This window comes from Microbispora sp. CA-135349 (assembly GCF_050947365.1).
Lineage (GTDB): Bacteria > Actinomycetota > Actinomycetes > Streptosporangiales > Streptosporangiaceae > Microbispora.
In genome coordinates, this window is the sequence record NZ_CP192001.1 from 1,002,635 (window position 1) to 1,023,161 (window position 20,527).

Below are 20,527 nucleotides of genomic sequence, written 5' to 3' on the forward strand. Positions count from 1 at the left end.
GAGCGGACCTCCGGTGCGGCGGACCCCCGTCGCACCGGAGCTCTAGTGCTTCGGAGGAGCGGTGCTGTCGCGTACGACGAGGGTCGTGGCGAATTCCTTGCGGTAATGGGGGAGGGGTTCACCCCGGGCGAGCGTCACCAGCATGGCGGCGGCGGCCGCCGCCATCTCGGCCAGCGGCTGGTGCACCGTGGTCAGCGGCGGGATGGCCCAGCGCACCGGAGGCATGTCGTCGAAGCCGACGACGCTGAGGTCGTCCGGGATGCGCAGTCCCAGTTGGTGGGCCGCGTGGTAGACGCCGATGGCCTGGCCGTCGTTGGAGGCGAAGACGGCGGTGGGAGGGTCGGGCAGCCGCAGCAGCCGGTGCGTGTGCGCCAGGCCGTCCTCGATCTGGTAGTCGCCCTGGCAGATCAGGTCCGGGTCGACGGGCACGTCCGCCGTGTCGAGCGCCGCGCGGTAGCCGTCGAGACGGGCCCGGCTGGACAGCGCGTGTGGCGGCCCGGTGATGATGGCGATCCGCCGGTGGCCCAACTCCAGCAGGTGGCGGGTGGCGGTGAGCCCGCCGTTCCAGTTGCCCGCGCCCACCGAGGGGACGCGGTGTCCGGGGTCTCCGGTCGGGTCGAGGAGGACGAGGGGGATCCTGCGGGTGGCGAGCCGCTCACGCTGGACGTCGGTCAGGCTGGAGAAGACGGCGATGACGCCGGAGGGGCGGCGGCCGAGCACGTCCTCGAGCCAATCGGCGCCCGGAACGTGGTGGCCCTGCAGCTCCGACACCGCCACGGCCAGATGGTGCTCGCGGGCGATCCGCCCCACCCCTCGGACGATCTCCGTCGGGTAGTCGCCCGCCAGCTCGTGGAAGACCAGCTCCAGCACGGCGGCCGGGCTGGCCCGCCGCCGTTGCCTGCGGAAGCCGTGCTCGCGGATGAGGCCTTCGACCATGGCGCGGGTTTCCGGCGCCACCGCGGCCCGGCCGTTCACCACCTTGGAAACCGTCGCCTTGGACACTCCCGCGAGTTCGGCGAGCTGCGCGAGGGTCAGCGGTTCTGGTTCGGATGCGGACGGCTCGTCGACAACGGTCACACCCCGCAGTCTAACCGCGCGTCGTCGGTTCGGCCCCTAAAAGTTTCGGCCATCGCCGTGACGATGCCGGTGAAGTCCCGTGTGGCTGCTGGCCGGGCGCCCGAAAACTTTCGGGCCTCGATGCGTCGGCGCTATCCGGTGAGCGACTGGGTGCCGAGCACGGTGAGCAGCGCGAGACGCTCGGCGTCCTCGGTGCCGGGTTCGGCGGTGTAGACCACGACGCGCAGGTCGCTGCCCGCCACGGTGAGCACGTCGCAGTCCAGCGTGAGGGGGCCGACGTGCGGATGGTCGATGGTTTTGCGCCCGGCCTCGTGGTGTCCGACGGCGCCCGAGTCCCACAGTTCGGCGAAGCGCCGGCTGCCCGCGTACAGCTCCGCGATGAGCCGCCGTAGCCGCCTGTCGGCCGGATAACGCCCGGCGGTGGCCCGCAGGTCGGCCACCAGCGCCGTCTCGAACGCGCGCAGCGACTCCGGCGTGTGCCGGGCCCGGGTGCCGGGCCCGAGGAAGTGCCGCCGCACCGCGTTGGGCCGGCCGCCGCCCCACCCGGACGGATCGCCCATCAGCGCGGCGTACGGCGGGTTCGCGATGAGCAGGGTCCAGGACGCGTCGTAGACGGCGACGGGTGTCCCGGCCAGCCGGTCGAGCATCCGCTGCACGCTCGGGGTGACGTACGCCGACACCGTCTCCGGGCCGGGCGGAGCCAGCCCGGCCAGCCGGAACAGGTGCGCGCGCTCGGTGCCGGACAGTCGCAGGGCCCTGGCCAGTGCCTCGACGACCGACGCCGACGGGTTGGACGCGCGGCCCTGTTCGAGCCGCGTGACGTAGTCGACGGAGATGCCGGCCAGCATGGCCAGCTCCTCACGGCGCAGTCCGGCCGCGCGCCGGTGCCCGCCGCCGGGCAGACCGGCGGCCTCCGGCGAGGCGCGGTCGCGCCAGCGGCGCACCGCCCTGCCGAACTCCGTCGCCTTCATGCCCTCAGTCTGCACCGCCCTGTACGGCCCTGCCAGGTACCGGGAGTCCCAGGAAGCCGGGGGCACTGGCCGGTCGTGCGGCCACGCCGCAGCCTGAAGACATGACGACAACACTGATCACCGGAGCGAACAAGGGACTCGGCTTCGAGACCGCCCGCCGGCTCGTCGCGGCGGGTCACATCGTCTACGTCGGCAGCAGGGACGCCGAGCGCGGGCGCCGCGCCGCCGATCGGCTGGGTGCGCGATGGGTCCTCCTCGACGTCACCGACGACGCGTCAGTGGCCGCCGCCGCGAAGACCGTCGAGGCGGACGGCGGGCTCGACGTGCTGGTCAACAACGCCGGCATCGAGGAGCGCACCGAGCAGAACGCGGTCACCGGCGCCGCGGAGACCACCGCCGGCCTGATGCGGCGCGTGTTCGAGACGAACGTCTTCGGCCTGGTGCGCGTCACCCACGCGTTCCTGCCGCTGCTGGCGCGGTCCGCCGCGCCGGTCGTGGTCAATGTCAGCAGCGGCCTGGCCTCGCTCGCCGGTGCCTCCACCCCCGGCTCGCCTGCGTACGCGTACCCGGGAGTGGCCTATCCGGCGTCGAAGACCGCCGTCAACATGATCACCGTGCAGTACGCGAAGGCGTTCCCGGGCATGCGGATCAACGCGGTCGAGCCCGGCTACACCGCGACGGACCTGAACGGGCGCACCGGCACGCAGACGGTCGAGGAAGGCGCCGAGATCATCGTCCGCATGGCACAGGTGGGCCCGGACGGGCCGACCGGAGGCTACTTCGACGCCAAGGGCGCCCTGCCCTGGTGACTCGCGCCGGGGCCGGTCGGCGACGCCATACTGGCGTACATGGCTACGCGATCCAGGCACATCAGCGAGCGAATCGACCGTCCGGCGGCTGCCGTCTACGAATACGCCTCGGATCCGGCCAATCTGCCCACGTGGGCTCCCGGGCTCGGTGATGCGGTGGAGAACGTCGGCGGACAGTGGTTCGTGCAGACCCCGTCGGGCCGGGTCGGCTTCGTCTTCGCGGGGCGCAACGAGTACGGCGTCCTCGACCATGAGGTCACACTGCCCTCCGGCGAGGTCGTCTACAACCCGATGCGGGTGATTCCCGACGGCGACGCCTGCGAGGTGGTGTTCACGCTGCGTCGCCTTCCGGACGTGAGCGACGAGGAATTCGACCGCGACGCGGGTCTCGTCCAGGCCGACCTCGCCCGGCTGAAGCGCATACTCGAATCCGCCGATCGCACCGGGTGACCGTTACGGCGCGGCCTCGTCGCCCACAACGCGGCGAGCTGTCACGGCACGCCGGCCGAAGGCGACGGAGCCGGTCAGAAGCACCAGTCCCGACAGCACCCCGCTGACGAACGGCACCCACGCGACGGCGGCCGTCGAGGCCAGCACGAGGCCGACGGCGCCCAGCACGGTGAGGAGCACACCGGGGACGGCGATGCCCCACTCCTTCCATATCGGGGCGAGCGCGATGAAGTGAACGCCGACCACCACGGCCACCCACGCCACGTTGGTCTCCTCGGGACGCCCCCACATCGCGAGCAGCCGGATCCCGCCGAAGAGCAGGAGCGCCTCGGCGGCGACGACGATCAGGTAACCGCGGCCGAACATGGGCCGCCGCGGCCCCTCGCCCGCGTGGGCGTTCCGGGCGGAGACGATCCACATGAGGAGGACACCCGCGGCCGCCAGGCAGGCGGCCGCCTTCAGAACACTCACGGCCACGGGATGAAGCGGGCTCTGTGCGTTGACGAGCACGAAGACCGCGCCGAAGACCGCGCCGACCAGCAATCCAGTCATTCGCTGCATGCGATCCATTGAAGTGGGCGCCGCCTCCCCCGCGCATGGGGCTCAGGGCGACCACGAGGTATGCCTGGCACTATCGCGCCGTGCCGCGCAGATAGGCGAGCACGGCCAGCACCCGCCGGTTGACATCCTCGGTGACCGGTAGCTCCAGCTTGGCGAACACGCTGGCCACGTGCTTGCCGACGGCGGCCTCCGTGATCGACAGCGCGCGAGCCACGGCGCTGTTGGAGCGCCCTTCGGCGATCAGCCCGAGCACCTCGCGCTCGCGTGCGGTCAGCCGCTGCACCGGCTCGGTGACGTCCCTGGCCCTGCTCCAGGTGAGCTCGAACAGGTCGATGAGAATGGTGATCAGGCTCGGCTGCCTGATCAGAAGAGCGCCCGGGGAGTAGGCGACGGGAGTCGTCCGTACGAAGGCCACGGTGCGGTCGAACACGAGCATCTGCTGAATCGGCTCGTCGACCACACGGTGGAAATCACCGGAGGAGTGCAGCTCCCTGATCCGCGCGGCCTTGCCGGGATCGTTCAGCACGCTCGCGTGGACGATGGTGCGCATCGCCATGCCGCGCTGCAGGGCGTCGAGCACCCCGCGCCTGCTCTTCTGCTCCTGACGCCCCTTGTCCGTCGAGCCCACCGGGTGCATGGCGCGCAGCTCACGAGCCGAACGCACCGCCTCCGCTATCCGCTGCCGGACGAGCTCGTCGTCGTCGACGAGCTCGACGCCGACGGGAATGCCCCGCAGTTTGTCCACGGCCTCTTCCAGCCGAAGGGTCAACCGGTCCAGCCGGTCCTGTGTCACGAGGTCGTCAGGAAATCGAAGTGCTCCTTGCCGGCGACGACCTGGTTGCGGAGCTCACCGACCTCCTCGATCGCCACGGTGATCAGGTCGCCCGCGTGCAACCGGAAGTCGAGATCGGGCACGACGCCGGTCCCGGTGGCGAGTACGACCCCGTGGGGATGGTTCTCGGAGTGGAACAGACAGGAGGTCAGCTCCGTGAACGGGCGCCGGATCTGACTGGTGGAGGTCGCGCCGGCCCAGATGACGGCGCCCTCGCGAGCGACCGTCAGGCGGATGGCGAGGTCGGAGGGGTCGGCCTCCCACGCGGGCCGGATACCGGAGGAAAGCGCGCACGCGCCGGCGTACACCTTCGCCTGCGGCAGGTAGAGCGGGTTCTCTCCCTCGATCGATCGTGAGCTCATGTCGTTGCAGGCGACGTAGCCGACGATCTCCTCGAAGCGGTTCACCACGAGCGCCAGCTCGGGCTCGGGAACGTTGAGCAGCGAATCGGAGCGGATGCCGACGGGTTCACCGTCGGTGACCACCCGCCAGGCGGGCGACTTGAAGAACAGCTCGGGACGCTCGGCGTCGTAGACCAGCTCGTAGACCGACTTGAGGGCGCTTTCCTCCACCCGCGCCTCCCGGGAGCGCAGGTAGGTCACGCCCGCGGCCCACACCTCCGTGGCGCCGTCCACGGGTGCGAGCAGGCGCACCTCGCTGAGCAGGCCGTCGGGGACGGCGTCGGCGCAGATCCGTTCGATCTCCTCTTTGCGGTGGTGGAGAAGCTCGAACATGCCGGCGACCGGCAGGGTGGACAGGACGCCGTCGTTCAACACCGCGACGCGTGGGCGGGGGTCGACATCCCGCCGGTATCTGACGATGTGCACTCCAGTTTCCCCTCTTGCGCGGGCCGACGGGTGGGCGGAGGTCTCCGATGTGAACTCTGGACAAAGTCATTGTGATCGGCAAACGTTGAGTTGTAAACGTTACCGATTACGTTTACGAAGCGGACGGTGCGGCGATTGGGGTGACCGGGTGACCATTGTGAGCCGGGAGTCTGGGGCGATGTACATCGATCCGGCCGCTCCCGTGGGGGAGCGCGTGGCGGATCTGCTGTCCCGGATGACCCGGGAGGAGAAGCTCGCGCAGCTGGGGAGCGTCTGGGCGTTCTCGGTGATCGAGGGCGGCCGATACTCGGAGGAGCGGGCGCGGACGGTCCTACGGCACGGCCTGGGACACGTGACCCGTGTCGCGGGCGCCACCAATCTGAAGGCCGGACAGGTGGCACGGGTGGCGAACGCCATCCAGCGGTTCCTGGTGACGGAGACCCGGCTGGGGATTCCGGCGATCGTGCACGAGGAGGTGTGCTCCGGGCTGATGGCGCGGGAGGCGACGATCTTCCCCCAGGCGATCGGCGTCGCGAGCACGTGGGAGCCGGAGCTCAACCGGCGGCTGGCGGACGCCGTTCGTGCGCAGATGCGCGCGATGGGAAGCCACCAAGGGCTCTCACCCGTGCTGGACGTGGTGCGGGACCCGCGGTGGGGCCGGACGGAGGAGACCTACGGGGAGGACCCGTATCTGGTGGCCCGCATGGGCGCGGCGTTCGTCCGGGGCCTCCAGGGCGACTCTCTGACGGAGGGCGTCATCGCGACGGCCAAGCATTTCGTCGGTTACGGGGCGTCCGAGGGCGGGTTGAACTGGGCGCCGGCGCACCTGCCGCCTCGTCTGCTGCGGGAGGTGTATCTGTATCCGTTCGAGACGGCGGTCCGCGAGGCGGGCCTTCAGTCGGTGATGGCCGGCTACCACGAACTGGACGGCATCCCCTGCCACGCCAACCGTGAGCTCCTCGGCGACGTCCTCCGCGGGGAGTGGGGCTTCGCGGGAACCGTCGTGTCGGACTACTTCGCCGTCGACGATCTCCATTCGTATCACCGCTTCGCCGAGGACAAACGGCAGGCGGCGGTGCTGGCGCTCACCGCGGGCACCGATGTCGAGCTGCCGGCGACGGACGCGTACGCGGAGGCGCTGGCACGCGCCCTGGACGCCGGCGAGGTCGGCGAAGACACGCTGGACGAGGCGGTCGCCCGGGTGCTCCGGCACAAGTTCGAGCTCGGCCTGTTCGAGAACCCTTACGTCGACGAGGCCGCGGTCGCGGCGACGGTGAACGCCGAACGGCACCGAGAGGTGGCGCTCGAGACGGCTCGCCGCAGTCTCGTCCTGCTCAAGAACGACGGCATCCTGCCGCTGCGGGCCGGCGCCGGAACGGTCGCCCTCATCGGGCCGAACGCCGACAGCGCCCGGCATCTGCTCGGCGACTACTCCTTCGTGGCGCACGTCGAGTCGCTGTTGGAGGCGCGCGAGCGGAAGGGCCTGCTCGGGCAGACGATGACGATCCCGGACGACCTCGAGATCGAGGAGAGCACGGACGGGGTGCCCACGGTACGCGACGAGCTCACGGCCCGGCTGGGTGACCGGGTGCGCTACGCGCGCGGGTGCGATGTCATCGACGCGTCGACGGACGGTTTCGACGAGGCGGTGGCGGCCGCCGCCGCGGCCGACGTCGCGGTGCTGGTCCTGGGAGATCGCTCGGGGCTGACGCCCGTAGCCACGACGGGAGAGTCGCGGGACCGCTCCAGTCTGGAGCTCCCGGGTGTCCAGGAGGACCTGGTTCGTGCCGTCGTCGCCACCGGTACCCCCGTGGTGGCGGTGCTCGTCGCCGGCCGGCCGGTCGGCGGCGACTTCCTGCACGAGGAGTGCGCCGCGGTGCTCATGGCCTGGCTGCCCGGGCAGACCGGGGCGCGGGCGATCGCCGAGGTGCTGCTCGGCGAGGTGAACCCGAGCGGGAAGCTGCCGATCTCCTACCCGCGCTCCGTGGGCCAGATACCCGTCTTCTACGGACACAAGGTGTCCGGCGGGCGGTCGCACTGGCACGGCGACTACGTCGACTCGCCCGTCAGCCCGCGATACCGCTTCGGTCACGGACTGGGGTACGCCCCGTTCGTCGTCGAACAGGCCACGCTGGAGCGCACCGAAGTGGCCGCCGGGGACAGCGTCGCCGTGGAGGTCACCGTGGCCAACACCGGCGATCGAGCCGGCGAGGAAGTGGTCCAGCTCTATATCCGGGATCCGCAGGCGACGGTGACCCGGCCCGTGCTCGAGTTGAAGGGCTTCGCCCGTGTGCCGGCCGGTCCGGGGCAGCGGATAGCCCTACGGTTCCATCTGCCCACAGGTCAGCTCGGCTTTTACGACAGAAACATGGACTACATCGTGGAAGCCGGACATATTGAGGTGTATGTCGGTTTCTCCTCCGACGCCCATACCCTCGCGGGCACGTTCACCGTCGTCGGCGACGCTCGCCGGCCGAACGTGCCGAAGGCCTACACCGGCACGGTCAGCGTCAGGGAAGTGCCGTCGGCGGCCGTGGAGTCGTAGCCGTGATTCCGCGCAGGTGGAGTGGGGGATCGGCGCGATCCGGCCATGTCCTTTTCGGGCATTTGGTCGGCGTGCTGCGAGGCCGAAATGGGTCTTGTGTTGGCATTCGTTATCGCCTACGTTAAGCGTTGGAAACGTAACCGATAACGATTGCAACGTAGAGAGGGTGGCATGGCCGACGGCGGTTCGCCGGTGACGATGAGTGATGTCGCGCGTTTGGCGGGCGTCTCCACCGCGACGGTGTCGCGGGTGGTGAACGGGCGTTACGGCGTCAGCGCCAGCACCATCGCGCAGGTCCGTTCGGCCATCGAGCGGCTGGGCTACGAGACGAGTCTCGTGGCGACGAGCCTGCGGCGCAGCCGCACCAACGTCCTGGGCCTGGTCACCCACAGCTTCCAGTCCTACACGGCCGAGGTGCTCAAGGGCGTGATGGAGGCCCTGACCCAGTCGGGCTTCGATTTGATCATCTATGCCAACAGCGACGTCTACGGCACGTATTCGGAGGGCTGGGAGCAGCGGCATCTGACCCGCCTGTCGGGCACGCTCACGGACGGATGCATCGTGGTCACGCCCTGGGGCGAGGTGCGGAGCAGCACTCCGGTCGTGGTCATCGATCCGGTGCGGGACTCGACCGCGCCGTCCGTGACGGCGGACAACCTCGGAGGCGCCACCCGGGTGGTCGAGCATCTGCTCGGCCTGGGCCATCGGCGCATCGGATTCATCGCCGGCCGTTCCAGCCTCGCGGCGGCATGGTCGCGTGAGGAGGGGTACCGTACGGCGCTGGCCCAGGCGGGAGTTCCGGTCGATCCGACGTTGATCGGCAGAGGGGACTTCAATCCCGAGTCCGCGATCCCGTTGGCGCGCGCGTTGCTGGAAAGGCCGGACCGGCCGACGGCGATCTTCGCGGCGAGTGACGGAATGGCGCTGAAGGTTCTGGAGGTCGCGAGGGAACTGGGGCTCGGCGTTCCCGGCGATCTGTCGGTGGTGGGATTCGACAACATTCCGGAGTCGGCGCTGGCCGAGCCGGGGCTGACCACGGTGGACCAGTCGATGTACCGCCTCGGATACGAGGCCGCCCGCATGCTGAAGTCGCTGGTGACCGGCGAGTGGGAGGGCCCCCGTCAGATACTGCTTCCGACCCGGTTGCTGGCCCGCGGTTCCACGGCGCCACCGCGGATCACGACACCGCAGATCACAACGAGAGCCTGACACGACGCACAGGTGCACCACCCAGATGCACCTGGCGCTCAGGAAAACACATCGAACCAGTGACGAACGGAGGTAAAGCTAAAAGACCGCGTCACATGCACCAAGTTAGGTCGGCTGAGCGGCCCTACCCGCTGCCGACCATCACAAGGAGTTTTCAGTATGACCTTACTGTATCACGGCAGGTCGCGTCCCATGGACGCACGACGGCTCTCGGCGATGATCGTCGCCGGAGTCATGGCGCTCGCGGCGGTGTTACTCGCGCCGCGGCCGGCTGCGGCGGCCACGCCGTGGCTGAGCGTCTCGGATGACGGTTACGCGTCGTTCAGCGTTCCGACGGCCGACGTCCAGGCCAACATGGGCCAGGTGTCCCAGGTCGTCATCGAGGGGAACTTCGGCCCCTCCTCCACCTGGGTGGAGTTCGGCCTGAGCCGCGGGGGCAACGCCTGGACGGGAACCCTCGGCCCGCTCAAGCCGGGGCTGTACTACTACCAGGTCACGGGCGACGACACCAAGGGCCTCAAGGACCCGACGAACAGCACCACCGTGGCGTCCAAGCCCCTGTGGAGCACCTTCCTCGTTCCCGGCGACTCCGCGCGCCTGCTGGCGGACGCGCCGCAGGGACAGGGCGGCAAGATCGAGACCCTGACCTACCGGGTCAAGAAGGAGGAGCGGTCGGCTCTGGTCTGGACCCCGCCGGGGTACGCGGCCAAGGGCGGCAAGCCGTATCCGGTGTTGTACCTGCAGTCCGGCACGGACAGGAGCGCCACCGACTGGCTCGACCTCGGCCGGGCCAAGCAGATCCTCGACAATTTGTCGGCCGACCGTGCCATCGAGCCGATGGTGGTCGTGATCACCGACGGTCGCGGACCGGACGACGACAAGGATCTGAAGGACCTCCGCAAGGCGGTCGGGGACGCTTACCGCGTCCATCACGACCGGGAGCACCAGGCGATCGCCGGTGTGTCCGAGGGCGGGTCGCAGGCGTTGCGCGCGGCCCTGAGCGGCCCGGGCCAGTTCGCCTACGCCGGCTCGTTCTCGGGTCTGCTCACGGAGATCTCCGGCGGGAAGCCCGGTCCCGCACCGGCCCCCGGTGTCAAGCTGGTGCGTCTGTACACCGGGAACGTGACCGATCCCGCGTACAACGCGACCGTCCGCCTGACGAAGGCGCTGGACCGCGCCCGTGTCAGGTACGAGTTCGACGGGGTCAACCCCGACGGCGGGGCGAACTGGAACGCCTGGCAGGAGAACCTGATCGATTTCCTGCCGCGGCTGTTCCGCGCGGCGCCGGACCACGGTCCGAGCGCCGGTCACGGGCCGCTGAAGGGCGAGTTCACCCCGCCCGCGCCCGGCACCACGCCGACGCCGTTCGTGCAGGACGGCTTCGTCACCTTCGAGACCACCACGGACTTCAAGGACGCCAAGCACGTCACGGTGTGGGCGAACATCGCTCCCGGCGGGAGCTGGCTGCGCGTCCCGCTGTCCCGTGAGGGCGACCGGTGGCGGGCGACCGTGGGCCCGTTCGCGCCGTGGTTCTACTACTACCGGCTCATCGTGGATCGGGTCGCGGTCAAGGACGCGTCGAACCCGACGAAGGTGACCTCCGAGCCGGCCTGGAGCACCTTCCTCGTCCCCGGTGAGAGGGCACGCATGCTCACCGACGTTCCCGCCGGTCAGGGCGGGAAGGTCGAGAGCCTGACGTACCGGAGCAACGTGGCGAACGCGGACCGGACCGCGCTGGTCTGGACCCCGCCCGGTTACGACCCGAACCGCGCGGAGCCCTACCCCGTCTTCTACCTCCAGCACGGTGGTGGCCAGAACTACACCGACTGGACCGAGATGGGACGCGCCAAGCAGATCCTCGACAACCACTTCCGTGACGGGAACCTGGTGCCGATGGTGGTGGTGATGAGCAACGGCAACGTGTCCAACTTCAACAAGGAGTTGCTGGAGAACATCGACCCCGCGGTCCACGCCCGCTACAACGTCTCCAGCGACCCGTCGCAGCAGGCCCTCGCCGGCCTCTCGATGGGTGGCGGGCAGACGATCGGGATGCTCAAGGCGTACCCGGGCCGGTTCGCCTACATCGCGGCGTTCTCGGCCGGGTTCGGCGGAGGCACCGGCGTCGACGTGGCGGCGATCAACAACGGGACCAAGCTGCTGCGCATGTACGTCGGCGACGTGACCGACTTCGTCTACCCGTCGTTCATGTCGGGACTGACCACGATGGACAACCTCGGCGTCCACTACGAGTTCGACGGGGTCACGCCCGGACCGCACGGCTGGGACGTGTGGCAGAAGAACCTCATCGACCTGGCGCCGCGCTTGTTCAAGCGCTGATCAGGCCCGTCAAAGGCGGCACCACCGGTTTCCCGGGGTTCCCGTCCCGGTGATGCTCGCCACGCACGTGAGCGTGTGAGCGCTCACACGAGGATCGGCAGGAGGGACAGGGCGCGGAACGTGTCATCCGCGCCCCGTCCCGGCCGACAGCACTCGGCCTCAGCGGCGGCGCATGGACCCTTGTGCGCTGTGACCCCGAAGGGGAAAACATGTCAATGAAGACGAAAAGATTGCTTGTCACGGCAGCCATGCTCGCCGCCGCGAGTGCGCTCGCCGCCTGCGCCCCCGACGCGGGAGCGGGCGAAAGCGCAGCGGGCGGAAGCGCCGCGCCCGCGGACAACGCGGGCGGAAACAACGCAGGCGGAAACAACGCGAGCAACTGCACGAACACGATCAGCAAGAAGGACCTGCCGGTCGTGACCTTCTGGGGCTGGTACCCCAACATGCAGCTCGTCGTCGACAACTTCAACAAGCAGAACAACGAGGTGCAGGTCTGCTGGACCAACGTCGGCCAGGGCGGTGACGAGTACGACAAGTTCCAGACGGCCATCTCGGCGGGCACCGGCGCGCCCGACGTGATCATGATCGAGGCGGACCGGATCCCGACCTTCCAGATCCAGAAGGCGCTCGTCGACATCAAGCAGTACGGCTTCGACGCTGTGAAGGCGAACTACAGCGACGGCGCGTGGAAGGACGTCTCGATCGGTGGCGCGGTCTACGGCGTGCCGGTCGACGGCGGCCCGATGGCGATGATCTACCGGAAGGACATCTTCGACAAGTACAAGATCACACCGCCCAAGACGTGGGCCGAGTACGAGCAGGCGGCGCAGAAGGTGAAGGACGCGGGGGGCCCGCTGTTCGGCGACCTGGGCGCCAACGTGCCGGCCGTCCTGATGGCGTTGCAGATCCAGAAGGGCGCGAGTCCGTTCACCTACGACCCGGCGAAGCCGGAGTCGATCGGCATCAAGCTGAACGACCAGGCGTCCAAGGACGTGCTCGACTACTGGGGGGGCCTCGCCAAGAAGGGCCTCGTCGGGACGCAGGACCAGTTCACACCGGAATACATCGCCGGTGTGGTCAACGGTAAGTACGCGACGTACATCTCGGCGGCCTGGGCGCCCGGATACCTCACCGGCGCCGGCGTCGGCAAGGGCAAGGACACCGGCAAGTGGGCGGTGGCGCCGCTCCCGCAGTGGGACCCCGGCAATCCGGTGCAGGTGAACTGGGGCGGGTCGGCCTTCTCGGTGACGAGCCAGGCGAAGAACCCCGAACTCGCGGCGAAGGTGGCTTACGGCCTTTACGCCGATGACGAGTCGCTCACCGACGGCTGGACCAACCAGATCATCTTCCCGCTGAACCTCAAGGCGCTCAACAGTCCCGAGTTCGTGGATCTGAAGGTGAAATTCTTCGACGGTCAGCAGGCGAACAAGGAGGTCTACGTCCCCGCGGCGAACGCCTACACGGGCATGACCTACGCGCCGTTCGGCCAGTACTACTTCGACGCCATGACGAAGCAGGTCAGCGCGGTCATCGAGGGCTCCGTCACCGGTGCTCAGGCCGCCGACCGGCTTCAGGAGGACGTGGTGGGCTACGCCAAGGAGCAAGGGTTCACCGTTCAGTGACAACAACGGGTGGGCCGGGCGTCTCCGGCCGGCCCACCCGTGACCCCCGGCATCGACTCTGCGGAGCCCACAATGACCCTCCTGATCGAGGAGAGTGCATCGAGCACTCAAGAGAAAGCGCACAAGGCTCGCGGCAAGGTGCGCCTCCGTGAGCACCTGATGGGGTGGCTCTTCGTCGGGCCGTTCGGGCTCGTCTTCCTGGCGTTTCTCATCGCGCCGCTCGCGTACGCGCTCTACCTCAGCCTCTGGCAGAAGAAGCTGATCGGCGGCACCAGTTTCGTCTTCCTCGGCAACTACGTGAAGGCGTTCACCGACCCGACGTTCCTTTCCGGGGTGTGGTTCGTCGTCCGCTTCTCCCTGGTCGCCATCCCGCTGCAGATCCTCATCGCGCTCGCGATGGCCCTCATTGTGGACGCCGTGACCTCGCTGTTCACCCGCTTCTCCCGCCTCATGATCTTCCTCCCCTACGCCATTCCCACGGTCATCGGGGCGGTCATGTGGGGATTCCTGTACAGCAAGAGCTTCGGGCCGCTCACCGACATCTTCGGGCTGTTCGGCGCTCCCGCGCCCGACTTCTTCAGCAAGAACCTGATCTTCTACGGCCTGATCAACGTCGTCACCTGGCAGTGGGCCGGTTACTACATGATCATTTTGTATGCGGCGCTCCAGGGCATCGACCCGTCGCTCTACGAGGCCGCCCGCATGGACGGCGCCGGCAAATGGCAGATCGCGCTTCGGATCAAAATTCCGCTGATCGCCCCCGCGCTGCTCCTGATCCTGGTCTTCTCGCTCATCGGCACCCTGCAGTTCTTCAACGAGCCACAGATCCTGCGATACCTGGCGGCCGGCACGATCGCACCGGGATTCACTCCCAACATGTACGCGTACCAGCAGGCGTTCGGGCTCGCGAACTTCAACTACGGATCGGCGATCTCCTTCGCCCTCGGCGGGGTCGTGTTCGTCTGCGTCTACGCCTTCCTGTTCTTCACCCGCAAGCGGAGGAGCTTCTTCTGATGACCGGCAGCGCCGGCGCACGCCGCCGTCCCCAGCGCCACCTCCCCCTGCAGATCTTCCTCGGCTTCCTGGTCGTGTATTTCCTGGTGCCGTTCTGGTGGGTCATCGTCAACAGTTCCAAGGACGCTCCCGGCCTGTTCGGCGGGAGCAACACCCTGTGGTTCGCCGACCAGGTCGACTACTTCGGCAACCTTCAGCGACTGTTCACCTACGACGGCGGCATCTACGGCAGGTGGATCCTCAACTCCACGCTGTACGCGTTCGCGGGCGGGATCGGCGCCACGATCCTGGCCGTCATGGCCGGTTACGGATTCGCCAAATACCGGTTCGCCGGCCGGCGCTTCAGCTTCTCGGTCCTGCTGGGCGCCCTGATGGTGCCCGCGACCGCCCTGGTGATCCCCACCTTCATGATGTTCTCCGGGCTCGGCCTGACGAACACGATCTGGGCGGTGATCCTCCCGTCGCTGCTCAACCCGTTCGGGGTCTACCTGATGCACGTGTACGCGCGCGACGCGGTTCCCGACGAGATCCTGGACGCGGCGCGGGTCGACGGCGCGGGCGAACTGCGGACGTTCCTCCAGGTCGCGTTCCCGCTGATGCGGCCCGCGGTGGTCACGGTGCTGCTCCTGTCCGCCGTGGCGTCCTGGAACAACTACTTCCTGCCCCTCGCCATGCTCTCCGACAACCGGCTTTTCCCCGTCACGGTCGGGCTCGGCCTCTGGCAGGGAATCGCCTCGGCGAACAACGCGGGTAGTACCTCTCTTTGGAGCCTCATCATCCTGGGCGCGCTCATCTCGGTGATCCCGCTCATCATCGCCTTCTTCACCCTCCAGCGGCACTGGCGCGGCGGACTGTCCGTCGGAGGCCTGAGGTAGCCGCGGCCGGTCGTCCAGCAGTCAATCGAAATGAGAGGTGTGCCGATGTCGATGACGAATCGCCCGCTGCGCAGTCAGGAGTGGTTCGGCGCGGAGGGCCGCAACGGATTCATCCATCGATCGTGGATGCGCAACCAGGGGTTCGCGGACGACGTCTTCGACGGCCGGCCGGTGATCGGCATCGCCACGACGTGGTCGGAGCTGACGCCGTGCAACGCCCATCTGCGTGACCTGGCCGAGTCGGTGAAGCGCGGTGTGTGGGAGAGCGGCGGCCTGCCGCTGGAGTTCCCGGCGATGAGCCTGGGGGAGCCGTTGATGCGGCCGACGACCATGCTCTACCGCAATCTGCTGGCAATGGAGGCGGAGGAACTGATCCGGGCCAACCCGCTCGACGGGGTGGTCTTGCTGTCCGGCTGCGACAAGACCACGCCCGGGCTGCTCATGGGCGCGGCCAGTGTCGACCTGCCCACGTTGATGGTCACCGGCGGCCCGATGCTGAACGGCAAGTTCCGCGGCCGGGACATCGGCTCGGGCACCGACGTGTGGCGTTTCACCGAGGAGCAGCGCGCCGGCCGGATGACCGCGGCAGACTGCGCCGAGGCGGAGGTCTGCATGTCCCGCAGCCGCGGGCACTGCATGACCATGGGGACCGCCTCCACGATGGCCTGCGTGACCGAGGCGCTCGGCGTTCAGCTGCCGGGGGCCGCCGCCGTACCCGCGGTCGACTCCCGCCGGTACGCGCTCGCGCACGCCGCCGGGCGCCGGATCGTGGCCATGGTCGAAGAGGACCAGCGGCTGTCCACCGTGCTCACCCGGGAGGCCTTCGAGAACGCCATCCGAGTGAACGCCGCGATCGGCGGCTCCACCAACGCCGTGGTGCACCTGCTCGCGATCGCCGGGCGCCTCGGCGTCCCCCTGTCGCTGGAGGACTTCGACACGCTCACCGCCGACGTGCCCATGCTGGTGAACCTGATGCCCTCCGGCACATACCTGATGGAGGACTTCGCGTACGCGGGCGGGCTCCCGGCGGTGATGAAGGAGATCGCCCCCCTGCTGCACCTGGACCATGTCACCGTCAGCGGGAAGAGCGTGGCCGACAACGTCAGTGGTGCCCAGTGCTGGAACCGGGAGGTCATCGGCACGATGGAGGAGCCGTTCCAGCCCGCCGGGTCGGGGACCGTCGTGCTGCGCGGGTCGCTCGCGCCGTCCGGGGCCGTGCTGAAGGTCTCCGCCGCCTCGCCCGACCTGCTCCGGCACACCGGAACGGCGCTCGTGTTCGACCGGATCGAGGACTATGTCGCCGTGGCGGACGACCCCGATCTGGACGTCACCGCCGACACCGTCATCGTGGTGCGGAACGCCGGGCCACGCGGTTACCCCGGCTTCCCCGAGGTGGGCAACGTGCCCATGCCGCGGCGGCTGCTCACCGAAGGGGTCACCGACATGGTGCGCATCTCCGATGCCCGCATGAGCGGCACCGGCTACGGCACCTGCGTCCTGCACGTGGCCCCCGAGGCGTCGGTGGGCGGTCCCCTCGCACTCGTGCGTACCGGTGATGTGATTCGGCTCGACGTGCCGGCGCGGCGTCTGGACCTGCTGGTCGACGAGGCGGAACTCGAGCGCCGTCGCGCCGCGTGGCAGCCCCCGGGACCGGCCGCCGACCGGGGTTGGGTACGTCTGTACAGCGAGCACGTCCTGCAGGCCGACAGGGGCGCGGACCTGGACTTCCTCACCGGTGGCAGCGGCAGCGCCCCGCCGCGCCACTCGCACTGACCTCATGGCGTCGCCCGGCCGGCCCGCGCGCTCCGAGCGGGCCGGTGGGCCTCAGGTCACCAGGCCCCTGCGGTAGGCGTAGACCACCGCCTGGACGCGGTCGCGCAGGCCGAGCTTGGTGAGGATGCGCGACACGTACGTCTTGACGGTCTCCTGGCTGATCACCAACGTCGCGGCGATCTCGCTGTTGGACTGGCCGTCGGCGATGAGGCGCAGCACCTCCAGCTCGCGCGGGGTCAGCGCGAGGTCGTCCGGTGTGTCCTCGGCGGGACGAATGCGGGCCGCGTACCTGCCGACGAGCTGCCGCGTCACCTCGGGCGCCAGCAGCGCGGCGCCCGACGCGACGGTGCGGATGCCGTGCAGCAGCTGCGCCGGTGGGGCGTCCTTGAGCAGGAACCCGCTCGCCCCCGCGCGCAGCGCCTCGTACACGTACTCGTCGAGGTTGAACGTCGTCACCACGAGCACCTTGACGGGATGCTCCACCCCGGCGCCGGCCAGCAGGCGGGTCGCCTCGATGCCGTCGAGCACCGGCATGCGCACGTCCATCACCACGATGTCCGGGTTCAGCCGGCGGGCGAGGTCGACCGCGGCGCGACCGTCCCCGCACTCGCCCACCACCTCCAGGTCGGGCTGCGCGTCGATGATCGTGGCGAAGCCGGTGCGGATCAGCGCCTGGTCGTCGCAGACCAGGACCCGGATCGGCGCGTTCACGACGGGCTCCCCGCGGGGATGTGCGCCCGCACGAGGAAGCCGCCGCCCGGCCGCCGGTCGGCGGTGAACTCGCCGCCCAGGGCGTTCACCCGTTCGCGGAGCCCCGCGAGGCCACGGCCGCTCCCGCCGGGCGAGCCGGCCCGCGAGCCGGAACCGTCGGTGCTGACCTCCACGATGATCTCCTTGCCATAGCGCACGCGGACCACGGTGTGGCTGCCGTGGGCGTACTTGAGAGCGTTCGTCAGGGACTCCTGCACGACCCTATAGGCCACGAATTCGGCGCTGCCGCCCGATTCCGCCGGCGTTCCCTCTTCGGCGAAATCCACCGGCTGCCCGGCCTGGCGGGTCTGCTCCACCAGTGTCTGCAGTTCACCGACGGACGGCATCTTCACGTCGAAGTGGTCGGGGTTGAGCAGGTCGAGCAGGTGCCGCAGGTCGGCGATGGCCCGCCTGCCGGTGTCGGTGACGGCGCTCAGGGCCGCGTCGAGGCGATCGGGCGCGGCGGTCAGGTAGCGCGCCGCCTCGGCCTGTACGACCATGGCCGTCACGTGGTGGGTCACGACGTCGTGGAGCTCGCGGGCGATGCGGGTGCGTTCGGCGGCGCGGGTGGCCTCGGCGATGTGGCGGCGGCGTTCGGTCTCGGCGGCCCGGGTGGAGCGCAGCCAGGCCCCGATGCCCCACGCGAGGACCAGCGTCAGGTAGAACACCACGTACCCTTCCACCTTCTCCGTCGCGCCGAGCCGGTCGAGCGCGACCGCCAGCGGCACGTACGCCATGGAGAGGAGGATCACGGTGGCACGCCGATGGCGCTCCAGATGGGCGCCCGTGCTGATCAGCGCGACGGACATCGCGTTGCTGGCGAAGACGTGGTAGGCGCGGATCTGGTCGAGGACGAAGCCGAGCGTCACCAGAGCCAGGCACACGGCCGGCCACCGGCGGCGCACGGCGAGCGGAAGGCACTCCAGAGCGATCACCACGAGCGCCAGTGCGTCGACGGGGCGGGTCGGCATGTCCCCGACCTGCGTCCCCTTGCCGTAGAGCGCCGGCATCAGCGACACGGCGGCCAGCAGCAGCCCGAACGGCGCGTCCCGGACCACGACGTCGCACCGCTGCCACAGGTCGGTGGCCCGCCTGAAGTCGATCACTGGGCGAGCGTAGCGGTCACGTCCGCCCGGGCGCCGCGCCGCATGGGGACCAGGTTGCCGCGCCGGCGGGCCAGCCACAGGAACACGACCGTCAGCGCCAGGCCGAACACCACCGCGTACGGGCTCGCCTCCGGCCCGAAATCGCCACCGGTGAGCAGGGCCGGGCCCGACGTCACGCTGTGCAGCAGCCCCTGCGTCGCGCCGTTGCCGGAGACCTCGGTGCTGAAGATGCCGGCCGCGGCGAAGTTCCAGCCGAAGTGCAGGCCGATCGGCAGCCACAGGGTGCGGGTGGCGGCGTAGGCGGCGGCGAGCATACCGCCGGCCTCGATCGCGATGGCGATCGCGCCCCACAGAGTGGCGTGCTCGTTGGCCAGGTGCATCAGGCCGAACACCAGGCCGGTCAGCACCAGTGCGATCCACGTGCCGGCCCACTGCTCGACGAACCGGAACAGCACGCCGCGGAACATCAGCTCCTCCGTCACGGCGGCGGCGGCCATGAAGCCGAGCAGCCCGACCGCGCCCGTCACCGAGCCGAGGCCGTCGACCCGGTAGTAGCCCAGGAAAGCGAGGTTCACGATGACGGCCGCGAACATCCCGACGCCGATCAGCAGCCCCCGGCCGACGGCGGGGACGGCGCCCTGTCCGGCCACCTCCACCGGCGCGCGGCGCTCGGACCACCGCACCGCCCAGCGGAACACGACCATCGCGAGTACGGCTGTCGCGACACCGAGGATCAGGGTGAGGAACGCGTTCCCCTGCACCGCGCCCATGATCGCGCTGCCGGCGAAGGCGACCAGCGCGACAGGCACGAACTGCTTCAACAGCCGCATGACGACTCCTTGGAAATACCGCTGGGAGATTCCGCGACCGGAGCGCCGCGGCTACGTGGAGAAACGTTAGGGATTGCGCGGCTTTGAATCGTCACCGCGCGGTGGACAATCGCGGGTAGCTCTCACGGGGGACAACCGCGCCATGATTGGTGATGTGACTCTTCGTATCGATCGCGGAATCGCTTACGAGGCGACGGGCAAATCGGTGGACGTCTACCGCCGCGCGAACGCGGAGTCGGACCCGGTGATGTTGCTCTGGCACGGCAGGGGCCCCGATGAGCGGACCGTCCTGGAGCCGCTGGCGCGGGCCACCGCGGTGCTCGGCGTGGTGGTGTTCGTGCCCGACTGGCGCTCTGACGCCCCGGACGGGGGACGCGCTCATCTGCTGGCGTCGATCGCCTTCGTGCGGGCCCACGCTGAGGCGTTCGGCGGAGATCCACACCGCGTGCTTCTCGCGGGGTGGTCGCTGGGGGCGCGGGCGGCGTCGGGAGTGGCCGTGGATGTCTCCGCCGCCGACGGCTGGCGGCCTTCTGCGGTGGCGTGCCTGGCGACGGGCTTCGACCGGCCGACTCTCACTTCCGCGAGCGTGCCGCGTGAAGCGGTGGCGCGCGGCGACCTGGACCCCGTTCCTTTCTGGCTCCTGCACGGAACCGATGACGAACGGGTGGACGTGAAGCACTCACGTGAGTTCGCCGAGGTGCTGCGCGACCATTCCTGGCCCGTGCGTTTTCACGAGCTGGAGACGAATCACGCGGGCATCGTGATGACGCGGTACGACCCCGGCCTGGGGCGATGTGTTCCGGCCACCGACGGGCACGCGCTGGAGGCCGGTCGCCGTGTCGCCGGGATCCTCGCGCGAGCCGCCGGTGAAACCGCCAGATCGGGGGTGAAACCGGCGTGAAGCCGCGATGAAGCCGCCATCGCGGACGCTCTTCTCGT

At 69.4% G+C, this 20,527-nt stretch carries 18 protein-coding genes; 10 read left to right on the forward strand and 8 right to left on the reverse strand.

Going from position 1 to position 20,527, the window contains the following annotated elements:
- Nucleotides 1–42 precede the first annotated feature (42 nt).
- Nucleotides 43–1,077, reverse strand: coding sequence for a LacI family DNA-binding transcriptional regulator (locus ACQPZZ_RS05010; RefSeq protein ID WP_432929401.1), 1,035 nt, complete (start codon nucleotides 1,075–1,077; stop codon nucleotides 43–45).
- A gap of 131 nt (nucleotides 1,078–1,208) precedes the next feature.
- The gene (locus tag ACQPZZ_RS05015; protein WP_432929403.1) at nucleotides 1,209–2,048 is read right to left on the reverse strand and encodes a helix-turn-helix transcriptional regulator; all 840 of its coding nucleotides are present in this window, start codon (nucleotides 2,046–2,048) and stop codon (nucleotides 1,209–1,211) included.
- A 101-nt stretch (nucleotides 2,049–2,149) separates the two neighbouring features.
- On the opposite strand from ACQPZZ_RS05015, the gene ACQPZZ_RS05020 reads away from it, so the two are divergent.
- Complete coding sequence (locus tag ACQPZZ_RS05020) at nucleotides 2,150–2,857, forward strand: SDR family NAD(P)-dependent oxidoreductase (RefSeq protein WP_432929405.1); 708 nt, start codon at nucleotides 2,150–2,152, stop codon at nucleotides 2,855–2,857.
- 39 nt (nucleotides 2,858–2,896) lie between these two features.
- Complete coding sequence (locus tag ACQPZZ_RS05025; RefSeq protein WP_432929407.1) at nucleotides 2,897–3,307, forward strand: SRPBCC family protein; 411 nt, start codon at nucleotides 2,897–2,899, stop codon at nucleotides 3,305–3,307.
- Nucleotides 3,308–3,310: 3 nt separating this feature from the next.
- On the opposite strand, the gene ACQPZZ_RS05030 is transcribed toward ACQPZZ_RS05025, so the two are convergent.
- The 3 genes from ACQPZZ_RS05030 to ACQPZZ_RS05040 form a co-directional block, all read right to left on the reverse strand.
- Nucleotides 3,311–3,859 carry a hypothetical protein gene (locus tag ACQPZZ_RS05030; RefSeq protein ID WP_363642083.1) on the reverse strand — a complete coding sequence of 183 codons (549 nt, stop codon included), beginning with the start codon at nucleotides 3,857–3,859 and terminating at the stop codon, nucleotides 3,311–3,313.
- A gap of 79 nt (nucleotides 3,860–3,938) precedes the next feature.
- Nucleotides 3,939–4,661, reverse strand: a complete 723-nt coding sequence (locus tag ACQPZZ_RS05035; protein WP_432929409.1) for a LuxR C-terminal-related transcriptional regulator — start codon at nucleotides 4,659–4,661, stop codon at nucleotides 3,939–3,941.
- Entirely contained in the window at nucleotides 4,658–5,527 is an 870-nt protein-coding gene (locus ACQPZZ_RS05040; RefSeq protein ID WP_432929411.1) for a fumarylacetoacetate hydrolase family protein, read from the reverse strand. Before ACQPZZ_RS05040 ends, ACQPZZ_RS05035 begins: the two co-directional genes overlap by 4 nt.
- Before the next feature lie 178 nt (nucleotides 5,528–5,705).
- Between ACQPZZ_RS05040 and ACQPZZ_RS05045 the strand changes: the two genes are divergently transcribed.
- From ACQPZZ_RS05045 to ACQPZZ_RS05075, 7 genes are all read left to right on the forward strand, one after another.
- Nucleotides 5,706–8,072, forward strand: a complete 2,367-nt coding sequence (locus ACQPZZ_RS05045; RefSeq protein ID WP_432929413.1) for a glycoside hydrolase family 3 N-terminal domain-containing protein — start codon at nucleotides 5,706–5,708, stop codon at nucleotides 8,070–8,072.
- Nucleotides 8,073–8,243: 171 nt separating this feature from the next.
- Nucleotides 8,244–9,281 carry a LacI family DNA-binding transcriptional regulator gene (locus ACQPZZ_RS05050; protein WP_432929415.1) on the forward strand — a complete coding sequence of 346 codons (1,038 nt, stop codon included), beginning with the start codon at nucleotides 8,244–8,246 and terminating at the stop codon, nucleotides 9,279–9,281.
- Between the two features lie 159 nt (nucleotides 9,282–9,440).
- Complete coding sequence (locus tag ACQPZZ_RS05055; protein ID WP_432929417.1) at nucleotides 9,441–11,618, forward strand: alpha/beta hydrolase-fold protein; 2,178 nt, start codon at nucleotides 9,441–9,443, stop codon at nucleotides 11,616–11,618.
- Between the two features lie 209 nt (nucleotides 11,619–11,827).
- Nucleotides 11,828–13,240, forward strand: a complete 1,413-nt coding sequence (locus ACQPZZ_RS05060) for an ABC transporter substrate-binding protein (RefSeq protein ID WP_432929419.1) — start codon at nucleotides 11,828–11,830, stop codon at nucleotides 13,238–13,240.
- A 72-nt stretch (nucleotides 13,241–13,312) separates the two neighbouring features.
- Nucleotides 13,313–14,254 carry a carbohydrate ABC transporter permease gene (locus ACQPZZ_RS05065; protein WP_432929420.1) on the forward strand — a complete coding sequence of 314 codons (942 nt, stop codon included), beginning with the start codon at nucleotides 13,313–13,315 and terminating at the stop codon, nucleotides 14,252–14,254.
- On the forward strand, nucleotides 14,254–15,129 hold the full coding sequence (locus tag ACQPZZ_RS05070; protein ID WP_363642067.1) for a carbohydrate ABC transporter permease: 876 nt from the start codon (nucleotides 14,254–14,256) through the stop codon (nucleotides 15,127–15,129). The genes ACQPZZ_RS05065 and ACQPZZ_RS05070 overlap by 1 nt, the downstream gene beginning before the upstream one ends.
- Before the next feature lie 45 nt (nucleotides 15,130–15,174).
- Nucleotides 15,175–16,902 carry an IlvD/Edd family dehydratase gene (locus ACQPZZ_RS05075; protein WP_432929422.1) on the forward strand — a complete coding sequence of 576 codons (1,728 nt, stop codon included), beginning with the start codon at nucleotides 15,175–15,177 and terminating at the stop codon, nucleotides 16,900–16,902.
- A 51-nt stretch (nucleotides 16,903–16,953) separates the two neighbouring features.
- On the opposite strand, the gene ACQPZZ_RS05080 is transcribed toward ACQPZZ_RS05075, so the two are convergent.
- From ACQPZZ_RS05080 to ACQPZZ_RS05090, 3 genes are read right to left on the reverse strand one after another with little or no spacing between them, the layout of a single operon-like run.
- Nucleotides 16,954–17,613, reverse strand: coding sequence for a response regulator (locus ACQPZZ_RS05080; RefSeq protein WP_432929424.1), 660 nt, complete (start codon nucleotides 17,611–17,613; stop codon nucleotides 16,954–16,956).
- On the reverse strand, nucleotides 17,610–18,758 hold the full coding sequence (locus tag ACQPZZ_RS05085) for a sensor histidine kinase (RefSeq protein ID WP_432929426.1): 1,149 nt from the start codon (nucleotides 18,756–18,758) through the stop codon (nucleotides 17,610–17,612). The genes ACQPZZ_RS05080 and ACQPZZ_RS05085 overlap by 4 nt, the downstream gene beginning before the upstream one ends.
- Nucleotides 18,755–19,588 carry a lysostaphin resistance A-like protein gene (locus ACQPZZ_RS05090; RefSeq protein WP_432929428.1) on the reverse strand — a complete coding sequence of 278 codons (834 nt, stop codon included), beginning with the start codon at nucleotides 19,586–19,588 and terminating at the stop codon, nucleotides 18,755–18,757. Before ACQPZZ_RS05090 ends, ACQPZZ_RS05085 begins: the two co-directional genes overlap by 4 nt.
- A gap of 154 nt (nucleotides 19,589–19,742) precedes the next feature.
- Here ACQPZZ_RS05090 and ACQPZZ_RS05095 point away from each other — a divergent pair, with 154 nt between their 5' ends.
- The gene (locus ACQPZZ_RS05095; protein ID WP_432929430.1) at nucleotides 19,743–20,489 is read left to right on the forward strand and encodes an alpha/beta hydrolase; all 747 of its coding nucleotides are present in this window, start codon (nucleotides 19,743–19,745) and stop codon (nucleotides 20,487–20,489) included.
- Nucleotides 20,490–20,527: the final 38 nt, after the last annotated feature.